The organism is Dactylosporangium sp. NPDC000521, assembly GCF_042898305.1.
Lineage (GTDB): Bacteria > Actinomycetota > Actinomycetes > Mycobacteriales > Micromonosporaceae > Dactylosporangium.
The window spans coordinates 78,293-94,931 of sequence record NZ_JBIAYW010000024.1 but is presented as its reverse complement, the minus strand read 5'-3'; the positions used below and the strand labels follow the sequence as shown (position 1 = coordinate 94,931).

Annotated in this window: 20 protein-coding genes; 9 read left to right on the top strand and 11 right to left on the bottom strand. The window is 72.6% G+C overall.

Annotated features, from left to right (window positions below):
- Positions 1–13: 13 nt before the first annotated feature.
- The 3 genes from ACFY3L_RS45655 to ACFY3L_RS45645 are packed head-to-tail and all read right to left on the bottom strand — an operon-like array spanning position 14 to position 2,693.
- Entirely contained in the window at positions 14–649 is a 636-nt protein-coding gene (locus ACFY3L_RS45655; RefSeq protein ID WP_360559909.1) for a response regulator transcription factor, read from the bottom strand.
- 11 nt (positions 650–660) lie between these two features.
- Complete coding sequence (locus tag ACFY3L_RS45650) at positions 661–1,221, bottom strand: DM13 domain-containing protein (RefSeq protein ID WP_389339598.1); 561 nt, start codon at positions 1,219–1,221, stop codon at positions 661–663.
- Between the two features lie 59 nt (positions 1,222–1,280).
- Positions 1,281–2,693: a VWA domain-containing protein gene (locus ACFY3L_RS45645; protein ID WP_389339596.1), complete on the bottom strand. Its 1,413-nt coding sequence runs from the start codon at positions 2,691–2,693 to the stop codon at positions 1,281–1,283.
- A gap of 179 nt (positions 2,694–2,872) precedes the next feature.
- On the opposite strand from ACFY3L_RS45645, the gene ACFY3L_RS45640 reads away from it, so the two are divergent.
- Positions 2,873–3,364 (top strand): hypothetical protein, encoded by a 492-nt coding sequence (locus ACFY3L_RS45640; protein WP_389339594.1) that lies wholly within the window; start codon positions 2,873–2,875, stop codon positions 3,362–3,364.
- A gap of 79 nt (positions 3,365–3,443) precedes the next feature.
- Entirely contained in the window at positions 3,444–3,854 is a 411-nt protein-coding gene (locus ACFY3L_RS45635; RefSeq protein WP_389339592.1) for a hypothetical protein, read from the top strand.
- A 45-nt stretch (positions 3,855–3,899) separates the two neighbouring features.
- Here ACFY3L_RS45635 and ACFY3L_RS45630 read toward each other — a convergent pair whose 3' ends face one another.
- The gene (locus ACFY3L_RS45630; protein WP_389339590.1) at positions 3,900–4,484 is read right to left on the bottom strand and encodes an HdeD family acid-resistance protein; all 585 of its coding nucleotides are present in this window, start codon (positions 4,482–4,484) and stop codon (positions 3,900–3,902) included.
- An 80-nt stretch (positions 4,485–4,564) separates the two neighbouring features.
- On the bottom strand, positions 4,565–4,921 hold the full coding sequence (locus ACFY3L_RS45625; RefSeq protein ID WP_389339588.1) for a DoxX family protein: 357 nt from the start codon (positions 4,919–4,921) through the stop codon (positions 4,565–4,567).
- Between the two features lie 108 nt (positions 4,922–5,029).
- Here ACFY3L_RS45625 and ACFY3L_RS45620 point away from each other — a divergent pair, with 108 nt between their 5' ends.
- Positions 5,030–5,404 carry a winged helix-turn-helix transcriptional regulator gene (locus ACFY3L_RS45620; protein ID WP_389339586.1) on the top strand — a complete coding sequence of 125 codons (375 nt, stop codon included), beginning with the start codon at positions 5,030–5,032 and terminating at the stop codon, positions 5,402–5,404.
- 12 nt (positions 5,405–5,416) lie between these two features.
- On the opposite strand, the gene ACFY3L_RS45615 is transcribed toward ACFY3L_RS45620, so the two are convergent.
- Together ACFY3L_RS45615 and ACFY3L_RS45610 are read right to left on the bottom strand one after the other, a co-directional pair.
- On the bottom strand, positions 5,417–6,178 hold the full coding sequence (locus ACFY3L_RS45615) for a DUF899 domain-containing protein (protein WP_389339584.1): 762 nt from the start codon (positions 6,176–6,178) through the stop codon (positions 5,417–5,419).
- Between the two features lie 295 nt (positions 6,179–6,473).
- Positions 6,474–7,244 (bottom strand): DeoR/GlpR family DNA-binding transcription regulator, encoded by a 771-nt coding sequence (locus ACFY3L_RS45610; protein WP_389339582.1) that lies wholly within the window; start codon positions 7,242–7,244, stop codon positions 6,474–6,476.
- 143 nt (positions 7,245–7,387) lie between these two features.
- Between ACFY3L_RS45610 and ACFY3L_RS45605 the strand changes: the two genes are divergently transcribed.
- The 5 genes from ACFY3L_RS45605 (at position 7,388) to ACFY3L_RS45585 (ending at position 12,102) form a co-directional block, all read left to right on the top strand.
- Positions 7,388–8,263, top strand: coding sequence for an SIS domain-containing protein (locus ACFY3L_RS45605; protein ID WP_389339580.1), 876 nt, complete (start codon positions 7,388–7,390; stop codon positions 8,261–8,263).
- An 8-nt stretch (positions 8,264–8,271) separates the two neighbouring features.
- On the top strand, positions 8,272–9,120 hold the full coding sequence (locus tag ACFY3L_RS45600) for a 1-phosphofructokinase family hexose kinase (protein ID WP_389339578.1): 849 nt from the start codon (positions 8,272–8,274) through the stop codon (positions 9,118–9,120).
- Entirely contained in the window at positions 9,101–9,934 is an 834-nt protein-coding gene (locus tag ACFY3L_RS45595; RefSeq protein ID WP_389339576.1) for a ketose-bisphosphate aldolase, read from the top strand. Before ACFY3L_RS45600 ends, ACFY3L_RS45595 begins: the two co-directional genes overlap by 20 nt.
- Positions 9,935–10,040: 106 nt before the next feature.
- Positions 10,041–11,510, top strand: coding sequence for a DUF1996 domain-containing protein (locus ACFY3L_RS45590; protein WP_389339574.1), 1,470 nt, complete (start codon positions 10,041–10,043; stop codon positions 11,508–11,510).
- 283 nt (positions 11,511–11,793) lie between these two features.
- The gene (locus ACFY3L_RS45585; RefSeq protein WP_389339572.1) at positions 11,794–12,102 is read left to right on the top strand and encodes a hypothetical protein; all 309 of its coding nucleotides are present in this window, start codon (positions 11,794–11,796) and stop codon (positions 12,100–12,102) included.
- Positions 12,103–12,115: 13 nt separating this feature from the next.
- On the opposite strand, the gene ACFY3L_RS45580 is transcribed toward ACFY3L_RS45585, so the two are convergent.
- Entirely contained in the window at positions 12,116–12,355 is a 240-nt protein-coding gene (locus ACFY3L_RS45580; protein WP_389339570.1) for a hypothetical protein, read from the bottom strand.
- 137 nt (positions 12,356–12,492) lie between these two features.
- Positions 12,493–14,451 carry a CHASE3 domain-containing protein gene (locus ACFY3L_RS45575; protein ID WP_389339568.1) on the bottom strand — a complete coding sequence of 653 codons (1,959 nt, stop codon included), beginning with the start codon at positions 14,449–14,451 and terminating at the stop codon, positions 12,493–12,495.
- A 42-nt stretch (positions 14,452–14,493) separates the two neighbouring features.
- Between ACFY3L_RS45575 and ACFY3L_RS45570 the strand changes: the two genes are divergently transcribed.
- Positions 14,494–15,153, top strand: a complete 660-nt coding sequence (locus tag ACFY3L_RS45570; protein ID WP_389339566.1) for a response regulator — start codon at positions 14,494–14,496, stop codon at positions 15,151–15,153.
- Here the strand turns inward: ACFY3L_RS45570 and ACFY3L_RS45565 are convergent.
- Both ACFY3L_RS45565 and ACFY3L_RS45560 read right to left on the bottom strand, forming a co-directional pair.
- Entirely contained in the window at positions 15,119–15,475 is a 357-nt protein-coding gene (locus ACFY3L_RS45565) for a response regulator transcription factor (RefSeq protein ID WP_389339564.1), read from the bottom strand. The genes ACFY3L_RS45570 and ACFY3L_RS45565 overlap by 35 nt on opposite strands.
- A 149-nt stretch (positions 15,476–15,624) precedes the next feature.
- Positions 15,625–16,626, bottom strand: a complete 1,002-nt coding sequence (locus ACFY3L_RS45560; protein WP_389339563.1) for a hypothetical protein — start codon at positions 16,624–16,626, stop codon at positions 15,625–15,627.
- Positions 16,627–16,639: the final 13 nt, after the last annotated feature.

Sequence of the window (16,639 nt, the reverse complement as noted above, 5' to 3'; positions counted from 1 at the left end):
CGGCGCGGCCGTGTCACGCCACGGTGCCGGTGTCCCAGGCCCAGACGGCGATGCCGACGCGGTTACGGACGCCGAGTTTGCGCTGGATGGCGGCGACGTGGGTCTTCACCGTGCCGGCGGAGATGAACAGCTCGGCGCCGATCTCCGCGTTGGTCCGGCCCGCGCCGACGTGGGCGGCCACCTCCAGCTCCCGTTCGGTGAGTGCCTCGACCGGCGCGGGCCGGGCCGGGCGGGGCCCCGTGACGTGCTTCAGCAGCCGCACCGTGATCGACGGGCTGATCAGGCTGTCTCCGGCGTACGCGGCGCGGACCGCCTCGGCCAGCAGCGCCGGGCCGGACCGCTTCAGCAGGAAGCCGGACGCGCCGTCGCGCAGCGCCGGGTACACGTACTCGTCGAGGTCGAACGTGGTCACCACGACGACCCGGGTCGGGCCGCCGGCGAGGTGCCGGGTGACGGTCAGCCCGTCCATCCGCGGCATCCGGATGTCGAGCAGCGCCACGTCGGGCGTGAGCTCGCGGGCCAACCGCAGCGCCTCGACCCCGTCGGCCGCCTCGGCGACCACGTCCAGATCGGGCTCGGCGCCGAGGATCCGCCGCAGCCCGTCGCGGACCATCGGCTGGTCGTCGGCGATGAGGACCCGGATCGTCACAACTGAGCAGCCTAGGCGAGCTGCGCCGCCCCGAACGACACGGAGAAGCGCTTGCACCAGATCGTCACCGAGCGCAGGCTCGCGAGGTCGGCGCCGGCGGGGATCGCGTAGGCCTGGTCGCCCTTGTTGCCCTTGAGCTTGCCCAGCTCGACGTACCGGCCGTCGTCGAAGACCCGCCAGCCGTCCTTGCCCGCGACGACCGTCTGGTCGGTGAGCCAGACCCGCAGGTCCGGCCCGTCGGAGGTGCTCAGCCCGGCGATCTCCAGGCGGTGGGTGCCGTCGGCCGCCCGCACCAGGCGCGCCGTCCCCGTCGTGGCGTGCTCGTGCGTGACGAACGTGCCGGTCGCCACGACGACCGGCGCCGCGGCGGTGCCGCTCTGCGTCGCGCCGGCGCTGCTCTGCACCTGATCCGTCGCGACCTGACCTGTCGCGGTCGGCGCGGTCAGGGCCTCGTGGACGGTGGTGTCGGTGAACAGGCGCCACGGCGCGAACCAGTACAGGCCGAACCCCAGCACGGCGACGAGGACGACGACGACCAGCTTCCATCTCATGCGCCTCAGTGAACCGGCCACCCGTTCCGCGCGGCCAGCCTCCGCGTGCTTACCGGGTGCTTACGGTTGCCGCCGGCTCTCTAGGCGGGCAGGATGCGGGCCGCCGCGGCGGCGGTGTGCCAGCGGCTGACGAAGCTGAAGATCTGGCCGTACAGGTCGTCGTCGGAGAACTGGTCGATGTCGTCGATCGGGATGAAGCCCGCGTTGTCGACCAGGCCGCCGCGGACGTTGTCGAGGCGGGCGAGGACGCCGTAGTCGGCCACGCCGAGGCCGAGGAACATCCAGTACACGGGGCGATCGCTCGAACGGACCAGCAGCTCGGTGATCTGCTTCTCCGCGTGGACGCCGCCGTCGGACCAGAACAGCACGAGCGTCGGGTGGGGTGACGGCTCGGCGGCGGTCCAGTCCAGGATCTCCTTCATGACGCGGGGCTCGAAGTTCCCGCCCTCCGCGCGCTTCTTGTCGGCGGCCTGGCGGTCGAGGTAGTCGTGGGCGCCGGCGACGCGGACCGGGGCGGAGCGGACCGGGTAGTCGCCGAAGAACCACACCTCCATCTCACCGTTGTCGTCGAGGAGGTCGGCGATCACGACCATCCGCTCCAGGGAGCGCTGCATGACGCCGGTGCGGAAGAGCTTCTTCGTCGAGCCGCTGCAGTCGATGGCCAGCACGACACGGAACGTGCGGCCGTCGAGGCCGCTCTTGACGAGGGAGACGGCGACGGCGTACTTGCGCAGGTCGACGCTCGACGCACCGGACGCGGGCTTGGCGAGGCTGATCTGCTTGGCCTTCGTGAGGCCGACCGGCGCCGCAGGCGACGGGGCAGGCGGCGGCGCGAACCCGACCGGAGCCGCGGCCGCAGGCGGCGGGGCAGGCGGCGGCGCGAACCCGACCGCGGCCGCGGCCGGAGGCGGCGGCGCGAAACCGACCGAAGCGGCCGGAGCAGGTGGCGGCGCGAACCCGACCGGAGCCGCGGGCTCGTCGTCGACCGTCAGGCCGGCGTCGGTGACCAGGCCGCGCAGGCCGTCGGTGAAGCCGTCGCCGACGCAGCGGACCTTGATCGCGTCGCGGTGGCGGTAGACGTCGCCGACGATGAGGGCGTCCTGGACGTCGGGGGTGCCGAGGTCGAGGGCGTACAGCTCGCCGGACGGACCGTGCACCGAAGCGCGCAGCCCCGGCACCGCGGCGAAGGTGCCATCGGCGACGGTCAGGCCGATCCTGACCCGGACCGTGGTGCCCGACCAGCCGCCCGGGGTGACCTCGAGGCGGTGCCGGGTGACGCCGGCGACGGTCTGCGGTGGCACCCATCGCGCCCCCGCCCCGCCGGGCTGGTTGTAGAAGACCATCGCCTCGTCGCCGGGGGCGCGACCGGTCTCGTCCAGGAGGAAGGCGACCAGGTCGACCTCAGGTCCCGTCGAGTGGCTGACTTCCACGGTGTACGACGCCGCCACCGGCAACGCCGTGTTCTGCCCTCGGGCCAGGATCGCAACGGTCACGCCGACGATTCCACCACAACGACGCCAGCACGGGGCCAGCCACAGGCCGGCCTGACCTCTTTGAACTGTCATGCCGTCAGGGTGGGGTGCCTGGTCGTGCACCACCGGAATCTGGAACTCGTAAGCGCACGGGCCGACGCCATGGCCCGTGACGACGGATCGCTGATCAGGGAGCACCCATGACCAGTTCCACCGCCGAGCGTGGCCGCACCGAGACCGGTGAGCGCGAGGAGGAAAGCCCGCTGCACCCGCTGCTGCTGGCGGCGCTCATGTCCCGCCGCGAGGAGCGCGGCGAAGGCATCTTCGAGCACCCGCTGCTTCTCGCGGCGCTCGCCCGGCGCCGCGGCGAGGAGGGCGAAGGCAGCATGATCGAGAACCCGCTGCTGCTCGCCGCACTCGCCCGGCGCCGCCGCGAGGACGACAGTGAGAGCATGATCGAGCACCCGCTGCTTCTCGCGGCGCTCGCCCGGCGCCGCGGCGAGGAGGGCGAAGGCAGCATCATCGAGAACCCGCTGCTGCTCGCCGCGCTCGCCCGGCGCCGCGGCGAGGAGAGCGAAGGCAGCATCATCGAGAACCCGCTGCTGCTCGCCGCGCTCGCTTCGCGGAAGCGGCGGGGCAAGAACATCATTGAGCACCCACTCCTGCTGGCCGCGCTGATGGCGCGCAGCTGACCCACCATCCCCGGTCCCGTCCCCGGCCGCACCGCGGCAGGGGACGGGACGTTCGCCGATTCCAAGGGAGGCACCCACCGTGGCGGCTGAATCACCACACGATCCCGACCAGCCACAGCACGTCGAGGCGCTCATCGACGAGCTGATCCTGGACATCCTCGACAGCGCCGACCAGGGGCACGCCGCGAAGACCGCCGCCCGGGGGCGCAGCCCGGTGGCCGGAGGCCTGATGGAAAGCGTCCGGGCCGGCATGTCGCGGGGCGGCATGGCACGGGGCGGATCGACGCTGGAGCGGCTGCTCGTCGCCGAGGCCCTCGCCGGGGTGCTCGCCGACGCGCTCGCACCCGCCCTGGCGGACGCGCTGGCCCCCAGGATCATGAAGGTCCTGCAGGGCGACGAGGACGAAGAGCCGACCGGCAGCAGCAGCGCGCGGACGACGCCCGCGAAGACGCCGAGCCGGTCACACACCCGTAAGTCGGAGACGAAATAGCGCGGCGGCCGCTCCCCCACCGGAGAGCGGCCGCCTTTCTCGCACCTACCGGACCGTGGCGGCGGCATCGCGGCGCATGACGAAGGCGCACGCGATCTCCGCGCACCCGATCACCAGCGCACTGATCCCGGTCAGCAGCACCATCGCGGTGAGCGTGGCGCCCGGCCACACGACGAACACGAGCCCGATGACCAGCGAGGCCACGCCCATGGTCGTGAGCCACACCCGCGTCCTGCCGTGCGTCATCAGGCCGATGCCGATCTCCGACAGGCCGGTCAGCAGCCAGGCCAGCCCGACGATCAGTGCGAGGGCCACCACGCCGGCGATGACGTCGCGCAGGCACGCGATGCCGACCACCACCATCGCCGCGCCCACCACGCCGCCCATCAACCGCCGGCCCACCGCCTGATGGTCGGTGAGGACCGCCGCGAGCCGCATCACGCCCGCGACGAGCAGCCAGATGCCGACCAGCGCACCGAGGACCCTCAGGGTCTCGCCCGGCCAGACGAGCACCACGATCCCGAACAGGGCGGTGGCCAGGCCGAGCACCAAGGTCTGCCGGAACGGTACGGCCGCCGCCGGCGACGACTTCTGGACCGCACCGCCGTGTCTCGCTGAGAACGTCGCCATGTGTCCCTCCTTCTCGGCTTGTCCCACCCCACGGTTCACCCGTGCGCCGACCACGTCATCGCCCGGCAGGGGTGGCGATGTCACATGGCGAGCCAGACGGCCGCCGCCGCGGCGACGAGCAGGCCGATGTTGAGCCCGATCAGCCGGGCCTCGCCGCGCGACAGGTGCACCGCGATGCCGCCGACCTGGATCAGCACCAGGCCCGCCGCCGCCGCGACGGCCAGCCACGGCGCGATCCCGGTCAGCCGCGGCAGGATCAGGCCCACCGCCCCGAGGACCTCCAGCACGCCGATCGTCCGGACCAGCGGCATCGGCACCCGGTCGACCCAGCCCATCATCGGCAGCAGCCGCTCCTGGCTCTGCGCGATCTTCTTGCCGCCGGCGTACAGGTAGAACACCGCGAGCAGCCCGCCGACGATCCAGTACGCGATCTCCATGTGCGCCCCTCACCAGGATGGTTACGAGTCGTAAGTGACCACATGGTGCGTCACTATTGAGGGGCTTACAAAAGGCACACGCGTGTGCGTGACGCACAAGGGATGGTCATGTCCGAGTACGAGCACACCTGCATGATCCGGGGCGACGGCGGCCGGACGATCCGCGCGATCCTCGACCAGATCTGCAACAAGTGGACCCTGCTGATCGTGGCCACCCTCGACCAGGGGACGCTCCGCTTCACCGACCTGCACCAGCAGATCCCGGGCATCTCCCAGCGGATGCTGACCCTGACGCTGCGGCACCTGGAGCGCGACGGCCTGGTCGCCCGGACGGTGCACGCCGAGGTCCCGCCCCGCGTCGAGTACACGCTGACCGCGACCGGCAAGAGCCTCATCGCACCCGCGCTCGCCCTCGCCGGCTGGGCCATCGAGCACGTCCCGCACATCGAGGCGAGCCGGGCCGCTTACGAAGCGCGGCCCTGAGCGCCCAGCGGGTCAGTACTCGTCCCTGCGCCGCCACCAGATGCCGGTCTCGTTGCGCCCCAGCGGCGCCCGGTCGAGCCACTGGTACATGCCCCAGACCCCGTCCACGCCGCGCTCGTAGGTGGAGTACGTGTGGTGGACGACGCCGTCCTCGTCGCGCACGAACGCGCTCAGGCCCGGGCCCTGCTGCCGATAGGTGGACCAGTCGACGCCGACCCCGCCGGCGAGCTCGAGCAGGTCGGGGCGCATCTCCCCGGACTCCGGCGGCCGGACGTCCATCTGCCGGTAGTTGTACTCGACGCTGCCGGACCGCCACTCCTCGGCGGAGTGCGTCACCCGGAAGTCGTAGTTGAAGTCGCTGCCGGCCGACGACGCCCACGGGAACGTCCAGCCCATCCGCTCCCGGTACGCCAGCAGCTTCGCCAGCGGCGCCTGCGACACGGCATGCAGCGTCACGTCGTGGTTCGCGAGGTGGACGACGGACCCGTTGAAGCCGTCCGCGATCGAGGAGCACGACGGGCAGCCCGCGGTGTAGTCCGGCCCGAACATGAAGTGGTAGACCAGCAGCTGCGAGTTGCCGCGGAACAGGTCGGCGAGGGTCGCCGGCCCGTCCTCGGTGTCGAAGCGGTACTCCTTGTCGACCCGCACCCACGGCAGCTCCTGCCGCTGCCGGGCCACGGCGTCGCCGCGCCGGGTGAGCTCCTTCTCGGCCTCGAGCAGCTCCAGCCGTGCCGCCAGCCACTCCTCGCGCGTCCCGACCTTGTGGTCGATCATCTCTCCCCCTGTCTCCGATCCTCCGTAGCAACCCAACGGTTGCACACTCCGGAACAGATGGCAACCTTTCGGTTGCGTCGGTGAGGCGCTGCTGATTCCGGGTCGCGGTCAAGGCAGCCGGCCTCGGTGACATGACGCCGCAGGATCTGCGAGCAACCCCACGCACGCTGGGTCGCCGAGCTGCCCGGCGCCCCGGTCCGTGGCGCGCCAACTCCAGCATCACGACCAGGCGCTACGCGCGGGCGATCGACGGCAGGTAGCGGGCGTGGCCGGCGTTCGTGGCCGGGTGAGCGGGTCAGGCGCAGATGACGTCGATGCCGGTGGCGCGGATGGCGGCGAGCTCGGCGGGGTCGGCGGCGGAGTCGGTGATCAGGGTGGAGACCTCTGCCAGCGGGGCGATGGTGGCCAGGCAGTCGCGGCCGATCTTCGAGCCGTCGGCGACGACGATGACCCGGGCGGCGCGGCGGAGCATCGTGGCGTTGGTGTGGGCCTCGATGTCGTCGTGGGTGGTGAGGCCGCCGGCGGCGGTGATGCCGTCGACGCCGATGACGGCCACCTGCAGGTGGAGGCCGTTCAGGGTGCGGTCGGCGATGGGGCCGACGAGCTCGTAGGACTGGGTCCGGGTCACGCCGCCGGTCATGATGAGCTTCAGCCGGGGGCGCAGCGCCAGCTCGGCGGCGATGTTGACGGCGTTGGTGACGACGGTCAGGTCGACGCGGGCCGCCAGGAGCCGGGCGAGCAGGTGGGTGGTGGTGCCGCCGGTGAGGCCCAGGGTGAGCGGGCCGTGCGGGAGCAGGTCGAAGGCGCGCTGAGCGATGCGGGCCTTGGCCTCGCGGTGCTGGCCGGTTCGGTAGCGGACCGGGAGCTCGGCGAGGGACGGGGACGTGGCGACCGCGCCGCCGTGGGTGCGGGCGAGGAGCTTCTGGTCCTCGAGCGTCTGCAGGTCGCGGCGGATCGTGGCGGTGGAGACGCCGAACTCCGAGGCGAGGGCGCCGGCGTCGATGGAGCCGCTGCCCGAGACGCGGGAGAGGATCGCCGAGACACGGTCGGCACGCCGGCGGCTCACGCGACGGCCACACGAAACGCGACGGCCACACGAGACGCGACGGCCACACGAAACGTGACAGCCACACAAAACGCGCAGTTCAGAATGTCCACTTGTGCAAGATAGCTTGTGAGACGGACAAGAATCACGCAACCCTGGTGAGCATGACGGACACCGCGAGGGAGATCGCCAGCCAGCCCGAGACCTGGGCGCGAGCGGCGGGCGTCGACGGGCGCGCGCTCACGGGACAGGGCGAGCGCACCCTGGTCCTGGGGTGCGGCACGTCGTGGTTCATGGCGCAGAGCCTGGCCGAGCTGCGCGAGGCCGGCGGCTTCGGCGAGACCGACGCCGTGTGCGCGTCCGAGTTCGTGCCGCGCCGCCGGTACGACCGGGTCATCGCCCTCACCAGGTCGGGCACCTCGACGGAGGTGCTGGACGCGCTGCGGCGCCTGCCGGAGGGCACGCACCGGGTGGCGGTGACGGCGGTGGACGGGGAGCCGGTCGACGACCTGGTCGACGAGCGGATCCTGCTGGACTTCGCCGACGAGCGCAGCGTCGTGCAGACCCGGTTCCCGACGACGCTGCTGGCGGTGGCCCGCCACGCGTACGGCGAGGACCTGTCGCACCTGGTCGCGGACGGCGAAGCGGCGCTGGCCGCGGAGCTGCCGGGAGACGTGCACGACGTCGAGCACCTGGTGTTCCTCGGCACCGGCTGGACCGTCGGGCTCGCCCACGAGGCGGCGCTCAAGGTCCGCGAGGCCGCGCAGGCCTGGTCGGAGTCCTACCCGGCGATGGACTACCGGCACGGCCCGGTCGCGGTCGCCGGGCCGAAGAGCCTGGTGTGGGCGTTCGGCGAAGTGCCCGAGGCCCTTGACGACACGATCCGCGGCGCCGGTGCCACTCCCGTGCGCAACGGCCTCGACCCACTGGCCCAGCTCGTGCTGGCGCAGCGCTTCGCCGTCGCGCTCGCGGAGCACAAGGGCCTCGACCCGGACCGGCCGCGGCTGCTGACCCGGTCCGTGATCCTGACCCAGCCATGATCCTCACGGTGACGCTGAACCCGGCGCTCGACGTCACGTACACCGTGGACACGCTGGTGCCGCACGCCACGCACCGCGTCACGGCGGTGCGGGAGCGGGCCGGCGGCAAGGGGCTCAACGTCGCCGCGGTGCTGCACGCACTCGGTGAGCCGGTCCTCGCGACCGGGCTGCTCGGCGGGGCGACGGGCGCGGCCGTCGCCGCCAGGACTGCGGTGCCGCACAGCTTCACGGCCATCGGCGGGGAGACGCGGCGGACCGTGACGGTCGTCGACCGGACCGACGCGACGGGGCTGTGGGAGCCCGGCCCGACTGTCACCCCGGACGAGTGGGGCGCGTTCCAGGAGCACTACGCGGCGCTCGTCAAGGACGCCGACGTGGTGGTGCTGTCCGGGTCGCTGCCGCAGGGGCTGCCGACGGACGCGTACGCGACGCTGGTCGGGCTGGCACGCCGGTACACCTGCCGCAGCGTCCTCGACTCCAGCGGCGACGCCCTCCGGCTCGGCGGCGAGGCCGGCCCGGACATCGTGAAGCCCAACGCGGCCGAGCTGCACGACATCCGGACGCCGCAACGGGCGGTCGTCGAGACACACGGCCCGCGGGGGCTGATCGCGAGGACGCCCGAAGGGTCGTGGCACGCGCAGCCGCCCGAGGTGGTGACCGGCAACCCGACCGGCGCGGGCGACGCGTGCGCGGCCGCCCTCGCCCGGGGGCTGCGGGACGGCACGCCCTGGCCGGATCTGCTCGCCGACGCGGTCGCCCTGGCGTCGGCCGCCGTCGTCGCGCCGCTCGCCGGCGAGATCGACATCAACCACTATCGAGCAACGAAGGAACGGGTCCATGTTCAGCCCCACGGGTGAGATCGTCGAAGCGGCGCGCAGCGCGAACGTGGGCGTCGGCGCGTTCAACGTCATCACCGTCGAGCACGCCGAGGCGATCGTCGCGGGCGCGGAGACGGCGGGCTGCCCCGTGGTGCTGCAGATCAGCGAGAACGCGGTCAAGTTCCACGGCGGGCGCCTGGCGCCGATCGCCGCCGCGGCCCGCCGGGTCGCCGAGCTGTCGTCGGTGCGGGTGGGGCTGCACCTCGACCACGTGGAGAGCGACGAGCTGTTCGACCAGGCCGCGGCGCACGGGTTCGGATCCGCGATGTACGACGCGTCGAAGCTGCCGTTCGAGGCGAACGTGGCCGCGACGAAAGCGGCGGCCGAGCGCGGCCGGGCGGCCGGGATCTGGGTGGAGAGCGAGCTCGGCGAGGTCGGCGGCAAGGACGGCGCGCACGCCCCCGGCGTGCGGACCGACCCGGCGGAGGCGGCGGCGTACGTGGCGGCGACCGGCGTCGACGCGCTCGCCGTCGCGGTCGGGTCGAGCCACGCGATGACGACCCGGACGGCGGCGCTGGACCACGCGCTCATCGCCTCCCTGGCGGCGGCGGTGCCCGTCCCGCTGGTGCTGCACGGCTCCTCGGGCGTGCCCGACGACGAGCTGCGCGCGGCGGTCCGCGGCGGCCTCGTGAAGATCAACATCGGCACGGCGCTGAACGTCGCGTTCACCGGTGCGGTGCGGTCGGCCCTGGAGGACGCGGCCGTGGTCGACCCGCGCAAGTACCTGAAGGCCGCGCGGCAGGCGATGGCCGAAACGGTGACGCACGCGTTGCGGGTCGTGACCGAGCTTTAGGCCACCTTTACGTTCGACTTAGATCTCCCCGGAACGCTTGAGAGAGCGCTCTCCTGCTGTCTACGGTCGCGGTGCTCGCATCGACCAGACCCGTTCCGGAGGGCTCATGCCGACCCAGCGGCAGACCAGACGACGCACCTTGCTCGCGCTCCTCGCCGTGCCGGTCGTCGGCGCGGTCGCCACGACCGTCATCGTCACCACCACCGCCGGCGCCGAGCAGGCCGACACCGCCGGGCTCCTGCAGGCCGAGGCATGGAGCGCCCAGTCCGGCGCCAGGACCGAGAACACCGGTGACACCGGCGGCGGCAAGAACGTCGGCTGGCTCGCCAACGGGGACTGGATGCGCTACGACGGCGTGGATCTCGGCGGGACGGGCTCCCTGACCGCCGGCGTCCGGGTCGCCGCGGCCAGCCGGGCCGGCGGCACCGTCGAGCTGCGCGCCGGCACGCAGACCGGCGAACTGCTCGCCAGCTACCCGGTGAACTACACCGGTGGCTGGCAGACGTGGACCACGAAGACCGCCGTCAGCCCGACGGCGCTGACCGGCAAGCAGACGGTCTTCGTCGTGCTCAAGAGCGACCAGCAGAGCGACTTCATCAACATCAACTGGCTGCAGTTCAAGCGGACCCCGACCGCGACGGTCCCCGGCTCGCCGACCGCTCCGGCATCGCCCTCCGCTCCGGCATCGCCCTCCGCCTCGGGAAAACCGCCGGCGCCGCAGACCGGCTGGCCCACCGTCGACCCGGCGAAGCAGGCCGCGGACACCGCCGCGTTCTTCGCCCGGAAGCCGAAGCCGGTCACGAACAACCCGGTGAAGGTCCCCGAGTTCAACGCGCAGTGCACGGTGAGCCACCACAACAACGACGACCCGATCGTCTTCCCCGGCCTGACCGGCGCCGCGCACAACCACACGTTCTTCGGCAACAAGACCACCGACGCGGCCTCGACCACCGAGAGCCTGCTGGCGGGCAACACGACCTGCAACCCGACCGGTGACCACTCGGCGTACTGGATCCCGACGCTGTACCAGAACGGCAAGGTCGTCGACCCGAAGGGCGCGGTCACCGTCTACTACGGCTCGCGGCTCAAGGACCCGAGCAAGACGCAGCCCTTCCCGACCGGCCTGCGGATGATCGCCGGCGACGCGAAGACCCAGACGGACACGCCCGACAAGCAGGGCAACCACTTCTGGTGCGCGGGCATCGGCGGCGCCACCGGCCGCACGCCGGACGGCGAGTACCCGGTCTGCGCCCCGACGGCCGAACTGGTCCGCCAGATCACGTTCCCCGACTGCTGGGACGGCGTGCACCTGGACAGCCCGAACCACAAGGACCACATGGCCAACGGCGACTACACCGGCGCCTGCCCGAAGTCGCACCCGGTGCCGATCCCCTCGGTGTCGTTCGTCATCGCGTACCCGCTGAACACCAACACCACCGGGATCACGCTCTCGTCGGGCAACGGCTACTCGATGCACGCGGACTTCTTCAACGCGTGGGAGCCGGAGGAGCTGGCCCGGCGGGTCCGGGACTGCCTCGACCAGGGCTACAAGTGCAACTCGGCGGGCAACTTCTAGCCGCCGCGCCGCAGGAGCTCGGAATGGCCACCCGCCGCCACGGGTGGCCATTCCGCTTTCCAAAGTTCACAGGTGGCCGCTTTTCACAGGTGGCTGCCAACCTCGCCGGACCGGGCGCACAGGGACGGACCTGAGAGTTGCTTCCAGCGGCCCTCCGGGAGCGGGCCGACCGAGACCGGGAGCGACACGATGACAGGGTGCGCCGGGTGCGCCGGGTGCGCAGGACGGTCAGGGGGCACCGGACGGCCAGGGTGGGCGCGGTGCGATGGGCGGAGGCGGCGGCATGGGGCGGGGTGCCAGCGGGCTCTCCGGAGTCATGTACGGCGACTTCGTCGCCTCGGACGGTGCCGGCGGCTACGTCACGAGGCGCATGCAGACCGGGACGGTCACCGCGGTGAGCGCCGGCTCGATCACCGCGAAGAGCGCCGACGGGCACGCGACCACGTTCGCGGTGACGTCGTCCACGACGGTCAGCGGCGGCGGCTCGATCGGCGACGTGCAGGTCGGCGACACCGTGACCGTGGTCGGCACGGTCAGCGGCGACACCGCGACCGCCACTGCGGTCACTGCCGCCATCCCTGCGGGGAACTGAGGAGCACGAGGAGCTACACGGCCGCCAGGGCGCGGGTGCACAGCGTGCGGGCCCACTGGATGCGGTCCAGGGCCACCTCGGGGCGGTCACCGAAGACCTCGGCGGCGCGGGCGTAGCACTCGTCGGGGCCGAGCTGATCGAGGGTCCGGTCGACGGTGTCGCGGACGGTCGCGTCGTCCAGGTCCGCGTGGTTGGGAGTGTCGGAGACGAACAGGGCCATGCACAGAACCGGGTCGACGAGGCAGGTCGTCATCGGGGCTCACCCCTCGGAGAGGTCGTTGGTGTCCTGTCCACCGTCGCTCGGGTGAGGGGGCGAAGCATCTGCGCCAGCATGCGTCCGGGCCTGCGGGTTTCCGGACCCGGAGATACCGGCTGGCCGCTACCCGGTCCTCAACTGGCCTCACCCTTTCCGGAGCCCTTCCCGGAGCCCTCCCCGGAGCCCTCCCCGGACGCGTCCGTCAGGGGGATTCTGCAGGACAGCTTGGTGCCGTGACCGGGTCGGCTGGCGATGTGCATCGTGCCACCGAGCGCGGCGACCCGGTCGCCGAGGCCGATCAGGCCGGTGCCCAGGTTCGGGTCGGCGCCGCCGACGCCGTCGTCCTCGATCGAGAACTCCAGCGCGCGACCGTCGAGGTCGTCGGCGACGGACCCGCGGACGCTGATCAGCGTGGGTCGGGCGTGCCGGACCGCGTTGGTGAGCGCCTCGGCGACCACGTAGTACGCGCCGATCTCGATCGTCGTGTCGAGCCGCGAGGGCAGGTCGAACCGGACCTCCACCGGCACCGGCGAGCGGCGCCCCAGCGACTTGACCGCGGGCACCAGCCCGCCGTCGGACAGGATCGACGGGTGGATGCCGCGGGCGAGCTCGCGCAGCTCGTCGATCGCCTCGGCCAGGTCGGCGCCGATGTGCGACAGCCGCTCCCGCAGCTCGCCGTCGGCCTGCGCCTCGGTCGCCCGCAGCTGCAGCAGCAGCGCGATCAGCCGCTGCTGGGTGCCGTCGTGCAGGTCGCGTTCGATCTGGCGGCGGCTCTCGTCGGTCGCGGCGACGACCCTGGCCCGCGAGGCGGTCAGGTCGGCGCGGGCCTGCGAGCTGGCGATCGAGCTGGCGACCAGGTCGGTGAACTCGGCGGCGCGGGCGGCGTCGTGCTGCAGCAGCGGCCGGGCGCAGGTCGACAGGGCCTTCAGCACGCCCCACGTACGGCCGGCGACGAGCACCGGCGCGCCGATCGCGGAGCGGACCGAGAGATCGCCGAACTCCCGGGCGAGGAAGCCCGTGTTCGGTGGTCCTTCGACGCGGACCGGCTTGCCCGAGCGCAGCACCCGCTCGGCCACGCCCTCGCGCTCCAGCGCGATCTTGCCTGGCGAGATGCGGTGCGCGGCGTCGGCGCTCCAGGTCGCCAGGATGGTGCCTTCGCCGTCGGGCTCGAAGCGGACCAGGGCGGTGGCGTCGGCGCCGAAGAGCTTGCCGGCCTCCTCGGTCACGGCGCCGAACACGGCCACCGCCGGCCTGCCCTTGGCCGCGACGGTCGCCACCCGGCGCAGTGCCGCCTGCTCTGCGGCCACTGAGCTGAGCGTGGTGCGGTTGCGTCTCAGGGCGCCGACCATCGAGTTGAACGTGCGCTGCATGCTGCCGATCTCGACCGCCCCGTCGGTGGCGACGCGGACGCTCAGGTCGCCGCGGGCGACCTCGTCGGCCGCCGAGACGAGCCGGCGCAGTGGCCGCACCACCATCACGGCGAGGGAACGGGTCAGGATCGCGACGCCGAACATGGCCGTGGTGAAGCCGCCGATTCCCGCGAGGAGGGCCCGCCGCCCGGCGAGCATCGCGTCGCGGCGGCTGCGTTCGACGGTGCTGCGCTGGTCGGCGGCGAATTCGTCGAACTCCTGGCGCAGCGCGGTGATCTGCCGCTGGCCCTCGAGGACCGACGTAGGGCTGATGTTCTTCGGCACGGCCCCCTCCTCCAGGGCGATGGAGGGGTCGGCGTAGTCGTCGAGGTAGTTGGTGATGTCCAGGTTGAGCACGGCGACGCGGGCGGTCTGCGCGCGGTCGCCGGCGACGGTCGCGGCCAGCTCCTGCTGCTGCGCGGGGATCTGCTCCTGCGCGGCCTTCCACGGCACGAGCACCGCCGGGTCACGGGTGAGCGCGAAGCCGCGGCGGCCGGCCTCGACGTCCAGCAGCAGCCGCTCGAGGGTGGTCGCGGCGGAGACCGACCGCTCGGCCCGGGTGACATCGAGGACGGATTCGCGCAGTTGGTAGACCGACAGGAGGATGGCGGCGAACGCCGTGCTGATCAGCAAGGTGAACAGCGCGCAGGTGACCCCGAGGCGGAGCGTCAACCCCCCGTGCATGGGGGGTGTGTTACCCCCTTACGCGGGGATATGTTGGATTTGATGACATCTGTGGTGGTCGCTGACGATGACGTGCTGCTCCGAGAGGGCCTCGCCAGCCTGCTCGACCGTCACGGGTACACCGTGGCCGGGGTAGCCGACGACGGGTCGCACCTGCTGCGACTGGTCGAGGAGGTCAAGCCCGACCTCGCGGTGGTGGACATCCGCATGCCGCCGACGCACACCAACGAGGGCCTGGCCGCGGCGCGGGAGATCAGGAGCCGGTTCCCGACGGTGGCGATCCTCGTGCTGTCGGCGTTCGTCGAGGTGGAGCACGCGATCGAGCTGCTGGCCAGCGGTGAGCGCATCGGGTACCTGCTGAAGACCCGGATCACCGATGTCGAGGAGTTCCTGGAGACGCTGCACCGGGTGCAGGACGGCGGGACCGTGGTCGACCCGGCGGTGGTGCAGGAGCTCGTCGCGGCGCACCGCCGGCGGGACCCGCTCGACGTGCTGAGCCCCCGGGAGCGGGAGGTGCTCGCGCTGATGGCGGAGGGCCGGTCCAACGCGGGGGTGGCGAAGCAGCTGTGGGTCACTGAGGGCACCGTGGAGAAGCACGTCAGGTCGATCCTGACCAAGCTCGACCTGCCGGAGACCGACGAGACGCACCGCCGGGTGCTGGCGGTGCTCACGTTCCTCGAAGCTGCGTCAGCAGGCACTTGATCGCCGCGGCGGACAGCCGCTCCTTCGGCAGGAAGCCGATCGCCCGGCTGTCCGCGAGCAGGTCGGCGACCTCCTCCGCGGAGAACGCCGACACCATGATGACGGGGCTCTCCTCGATACGGGCGGCGAGGTCGAACCCGCTCTCCGCCCCGAGGCCGACGTCCACCAGCACGACATCCGGCCGCTGTGCGTCGATGGCCCGCAGCGCCCCCTGACTGTCCGCCGCATCCCCGACCACGGCAATGCCTTGAGCGGTGAGCAGGCGCTTCGCCCCCGCCCTGAAGCGTTCCGAGTCGTCGACGATGACGCAGCGGATCGTCATACCTTGAACGGTGCCAGCCCGGCAGCCCGGCGACCTTACGGCTAGCCGGAAAGACACGTCACCACCACTCTTACCACCCCGGTCCGCACGGCCCGGCGATGGTGGCCGGGCGAGGCGCTGGAGCACCTCGCCCGGCCGCGAAGAGGAACCTAGACGGTCACGAGGTCAGCTGCCGGCTCCGCCGCGACGGGGCGGCGACTGGTGCGCAGCGCCGCCAGGGCGGCGAGGACCAGGCCGAAGGCCGCCCAGCCGAGCAGGACCCAGACGTGCCCGGCGGCGGCGTGGCCGTCGAAGAAGGCGGTGCTGCGCAGCAGGGAGCCGGCCGCCCCCGGCGGGAGGAACTGACCCAGGGTGCCCCAGCCCGACGGCAGCATCTCCGGGGCGCTGGTCAGCCCCGACAGCGGGTTTCCCAGCAGCATCATGGTCGCCGCGCCGAGGCCCAGGCCGGCCGGGCCGAGCAGGGACTCCAGGCCGAGGATGGTCAGGGCGGTGGCGGCGATGCCGAGGGCGACGGCGCCGGCGTTGAGCCAGTAGGAGCCCTCGACCGAGCCGAGCCAGAACTGCAGGATGGCGACGAGCGCGAGCCCGCCGGTGACCGAGAAGGCGAGCGCGCCCGCGAGGCGCCGGCCGGCGCCGACGACGAGGGTGGTGAGCAGCCCCGCGGCCGCGATCCCACCGAGGACGAGCGGGAGCGCGCCGGCGGCCAGGCCGGAGCCGCGCGGGTCGTCGGCGGGCAGCGGGACCAGGTCGCGGACCGGGACCGCCGGCTCGGCGGCGCCGAGCGCCTGGGCGACCTGCTGGAGGGCCTGGGCGACGGCCGGGCTGGCGGCCGAGGCGATGATCAGCTGCGGGCGGCCGGTGGAGAGGTCGATGGCGCCGTAGACGTCGCGGTCGAGGATCAGGCGCTCCGCCGCGGCGGTGTCACCGACGACGGTCACGTCGAAGGTGCCGGGGCGCTTCGCCGTCAGCTGCTGGGTGACCTGCGCGGTGGCGGCGGGCGGGCCGGCGACGGCGATCGGGATGTCGTGCACGGTGGACCGGCTCGCGGGCCAGGCGAACGCGATCATCATGACGCTGAGCAGCGCGGTGAGCAGGAGCACGAGCGCGCCGACGCGGGGCCAGGCCGACGGTGGTGCGGCGGTGGTTGCCATCGCGAGTCTCCTA

Bases quoted from the DNA above. Each gene is read 5' to 3' on its own strand.
- ACFY3L_RS45640 (WP_389339594.1), top strand. From the start codon at position 2,873: ATGACCAGTTCCACCGCCGAGCGTGGCCGCACCGAGACCGGTGAGCGC.
- ACFY3L_RS45630 (WP_389339590.1), bottom strand. From the start codon at position 4,484: ATGGCGACGTTCTCAGCGAGACACGGCGGTGCGGTCCAGAAGTCGTCG.
- ACFY3L_RS45625 (WP_389339588.1), bottom strand. From the start codon at position 4,921: ATGGAGATCGCGTACTGGATCGTCGGCGGGCTGCTCGCGGTGTTCTAC.
- ACFY3L_RS45620 (WP_389339586.1), top strand. From the start codon at position 5,030: ATGTCCGAGTACGAGCACACCTGCATGATCCGGGGCGACGGCGGCCGG.
- ACFY3L_RS45615 (WP_389339584.1), bottom strand. From the start codon at position 6,178: ATGATCGACCACAAGGTCGGGACGCGCGAGGAGTGGCTGGCGGCACGG.
- ACFY3L_RS45605 (WP_389339580.1), top strand. From the start codon at position 7,388: ATGACGGACACCGCGAGGGAGATCGCCAGCCAGCCCGAGACCTGGGCG.
- ACFY3L_RS45595 (WP_389339576.1), top strand. From the start codon at position 9,101: ATGTTCAGCCCCACGGGTGAGATCGTCGAAGCGGCGCGCAGCGCGAAC.
- ACFY3L_RS45590 (WP_389339574.1), top strand. From the start codon at position 10,041: ATGCCGACCCAGCGGCAGACCAGACGACGCACCTTGCTCGCGCTCCTC.
- ACFY3L_RS45585 (WP_389339572.1), top strand. From the start codon at position 11,794: ATGGGGCGGGGTGCCAGCGGGCTCTCCGGAGTCATGTACGGCGACTTC.
- ACFY3L_RS45580 (WP_389339570.1), bottom strand. From the start codon at position 12,355: ATGACGACCTGCCTCGTCGACCCGGTTCTGTGCATGGCCCTGTTCGTC.
- ACFY3L_RS45575 (WP_389339568.1), bottom strand. From the start codon at position 14,451: ATGCACGGGGGGTTGACGCTCCGCCTCGGGGTCACCTGCGCGCTGTTC.
- ACFY3L_RS45570 (WP_389339566.1), top strand. From the start codon at position 14,494: ATGACATCTGTGGTGGTCGCTGACGATGACGTGCTGCTCCGAGAGGGC.
- ACFY3L_RS45565 (WP_389339564.1), bottom strand. From the start codon at position 15,475: ATGACGATCCGCTGCGTCATCGTCGACGACTCGGAACGCTTCAGGGCG.
- ACFY3L_RS45560 (WP_389339563.1), bottom strand. From the start codon at position 16,626: ATGGCAACCACCGCCGCACCACCGTCGGCCTGGCCCCGCGTCGGCGCG.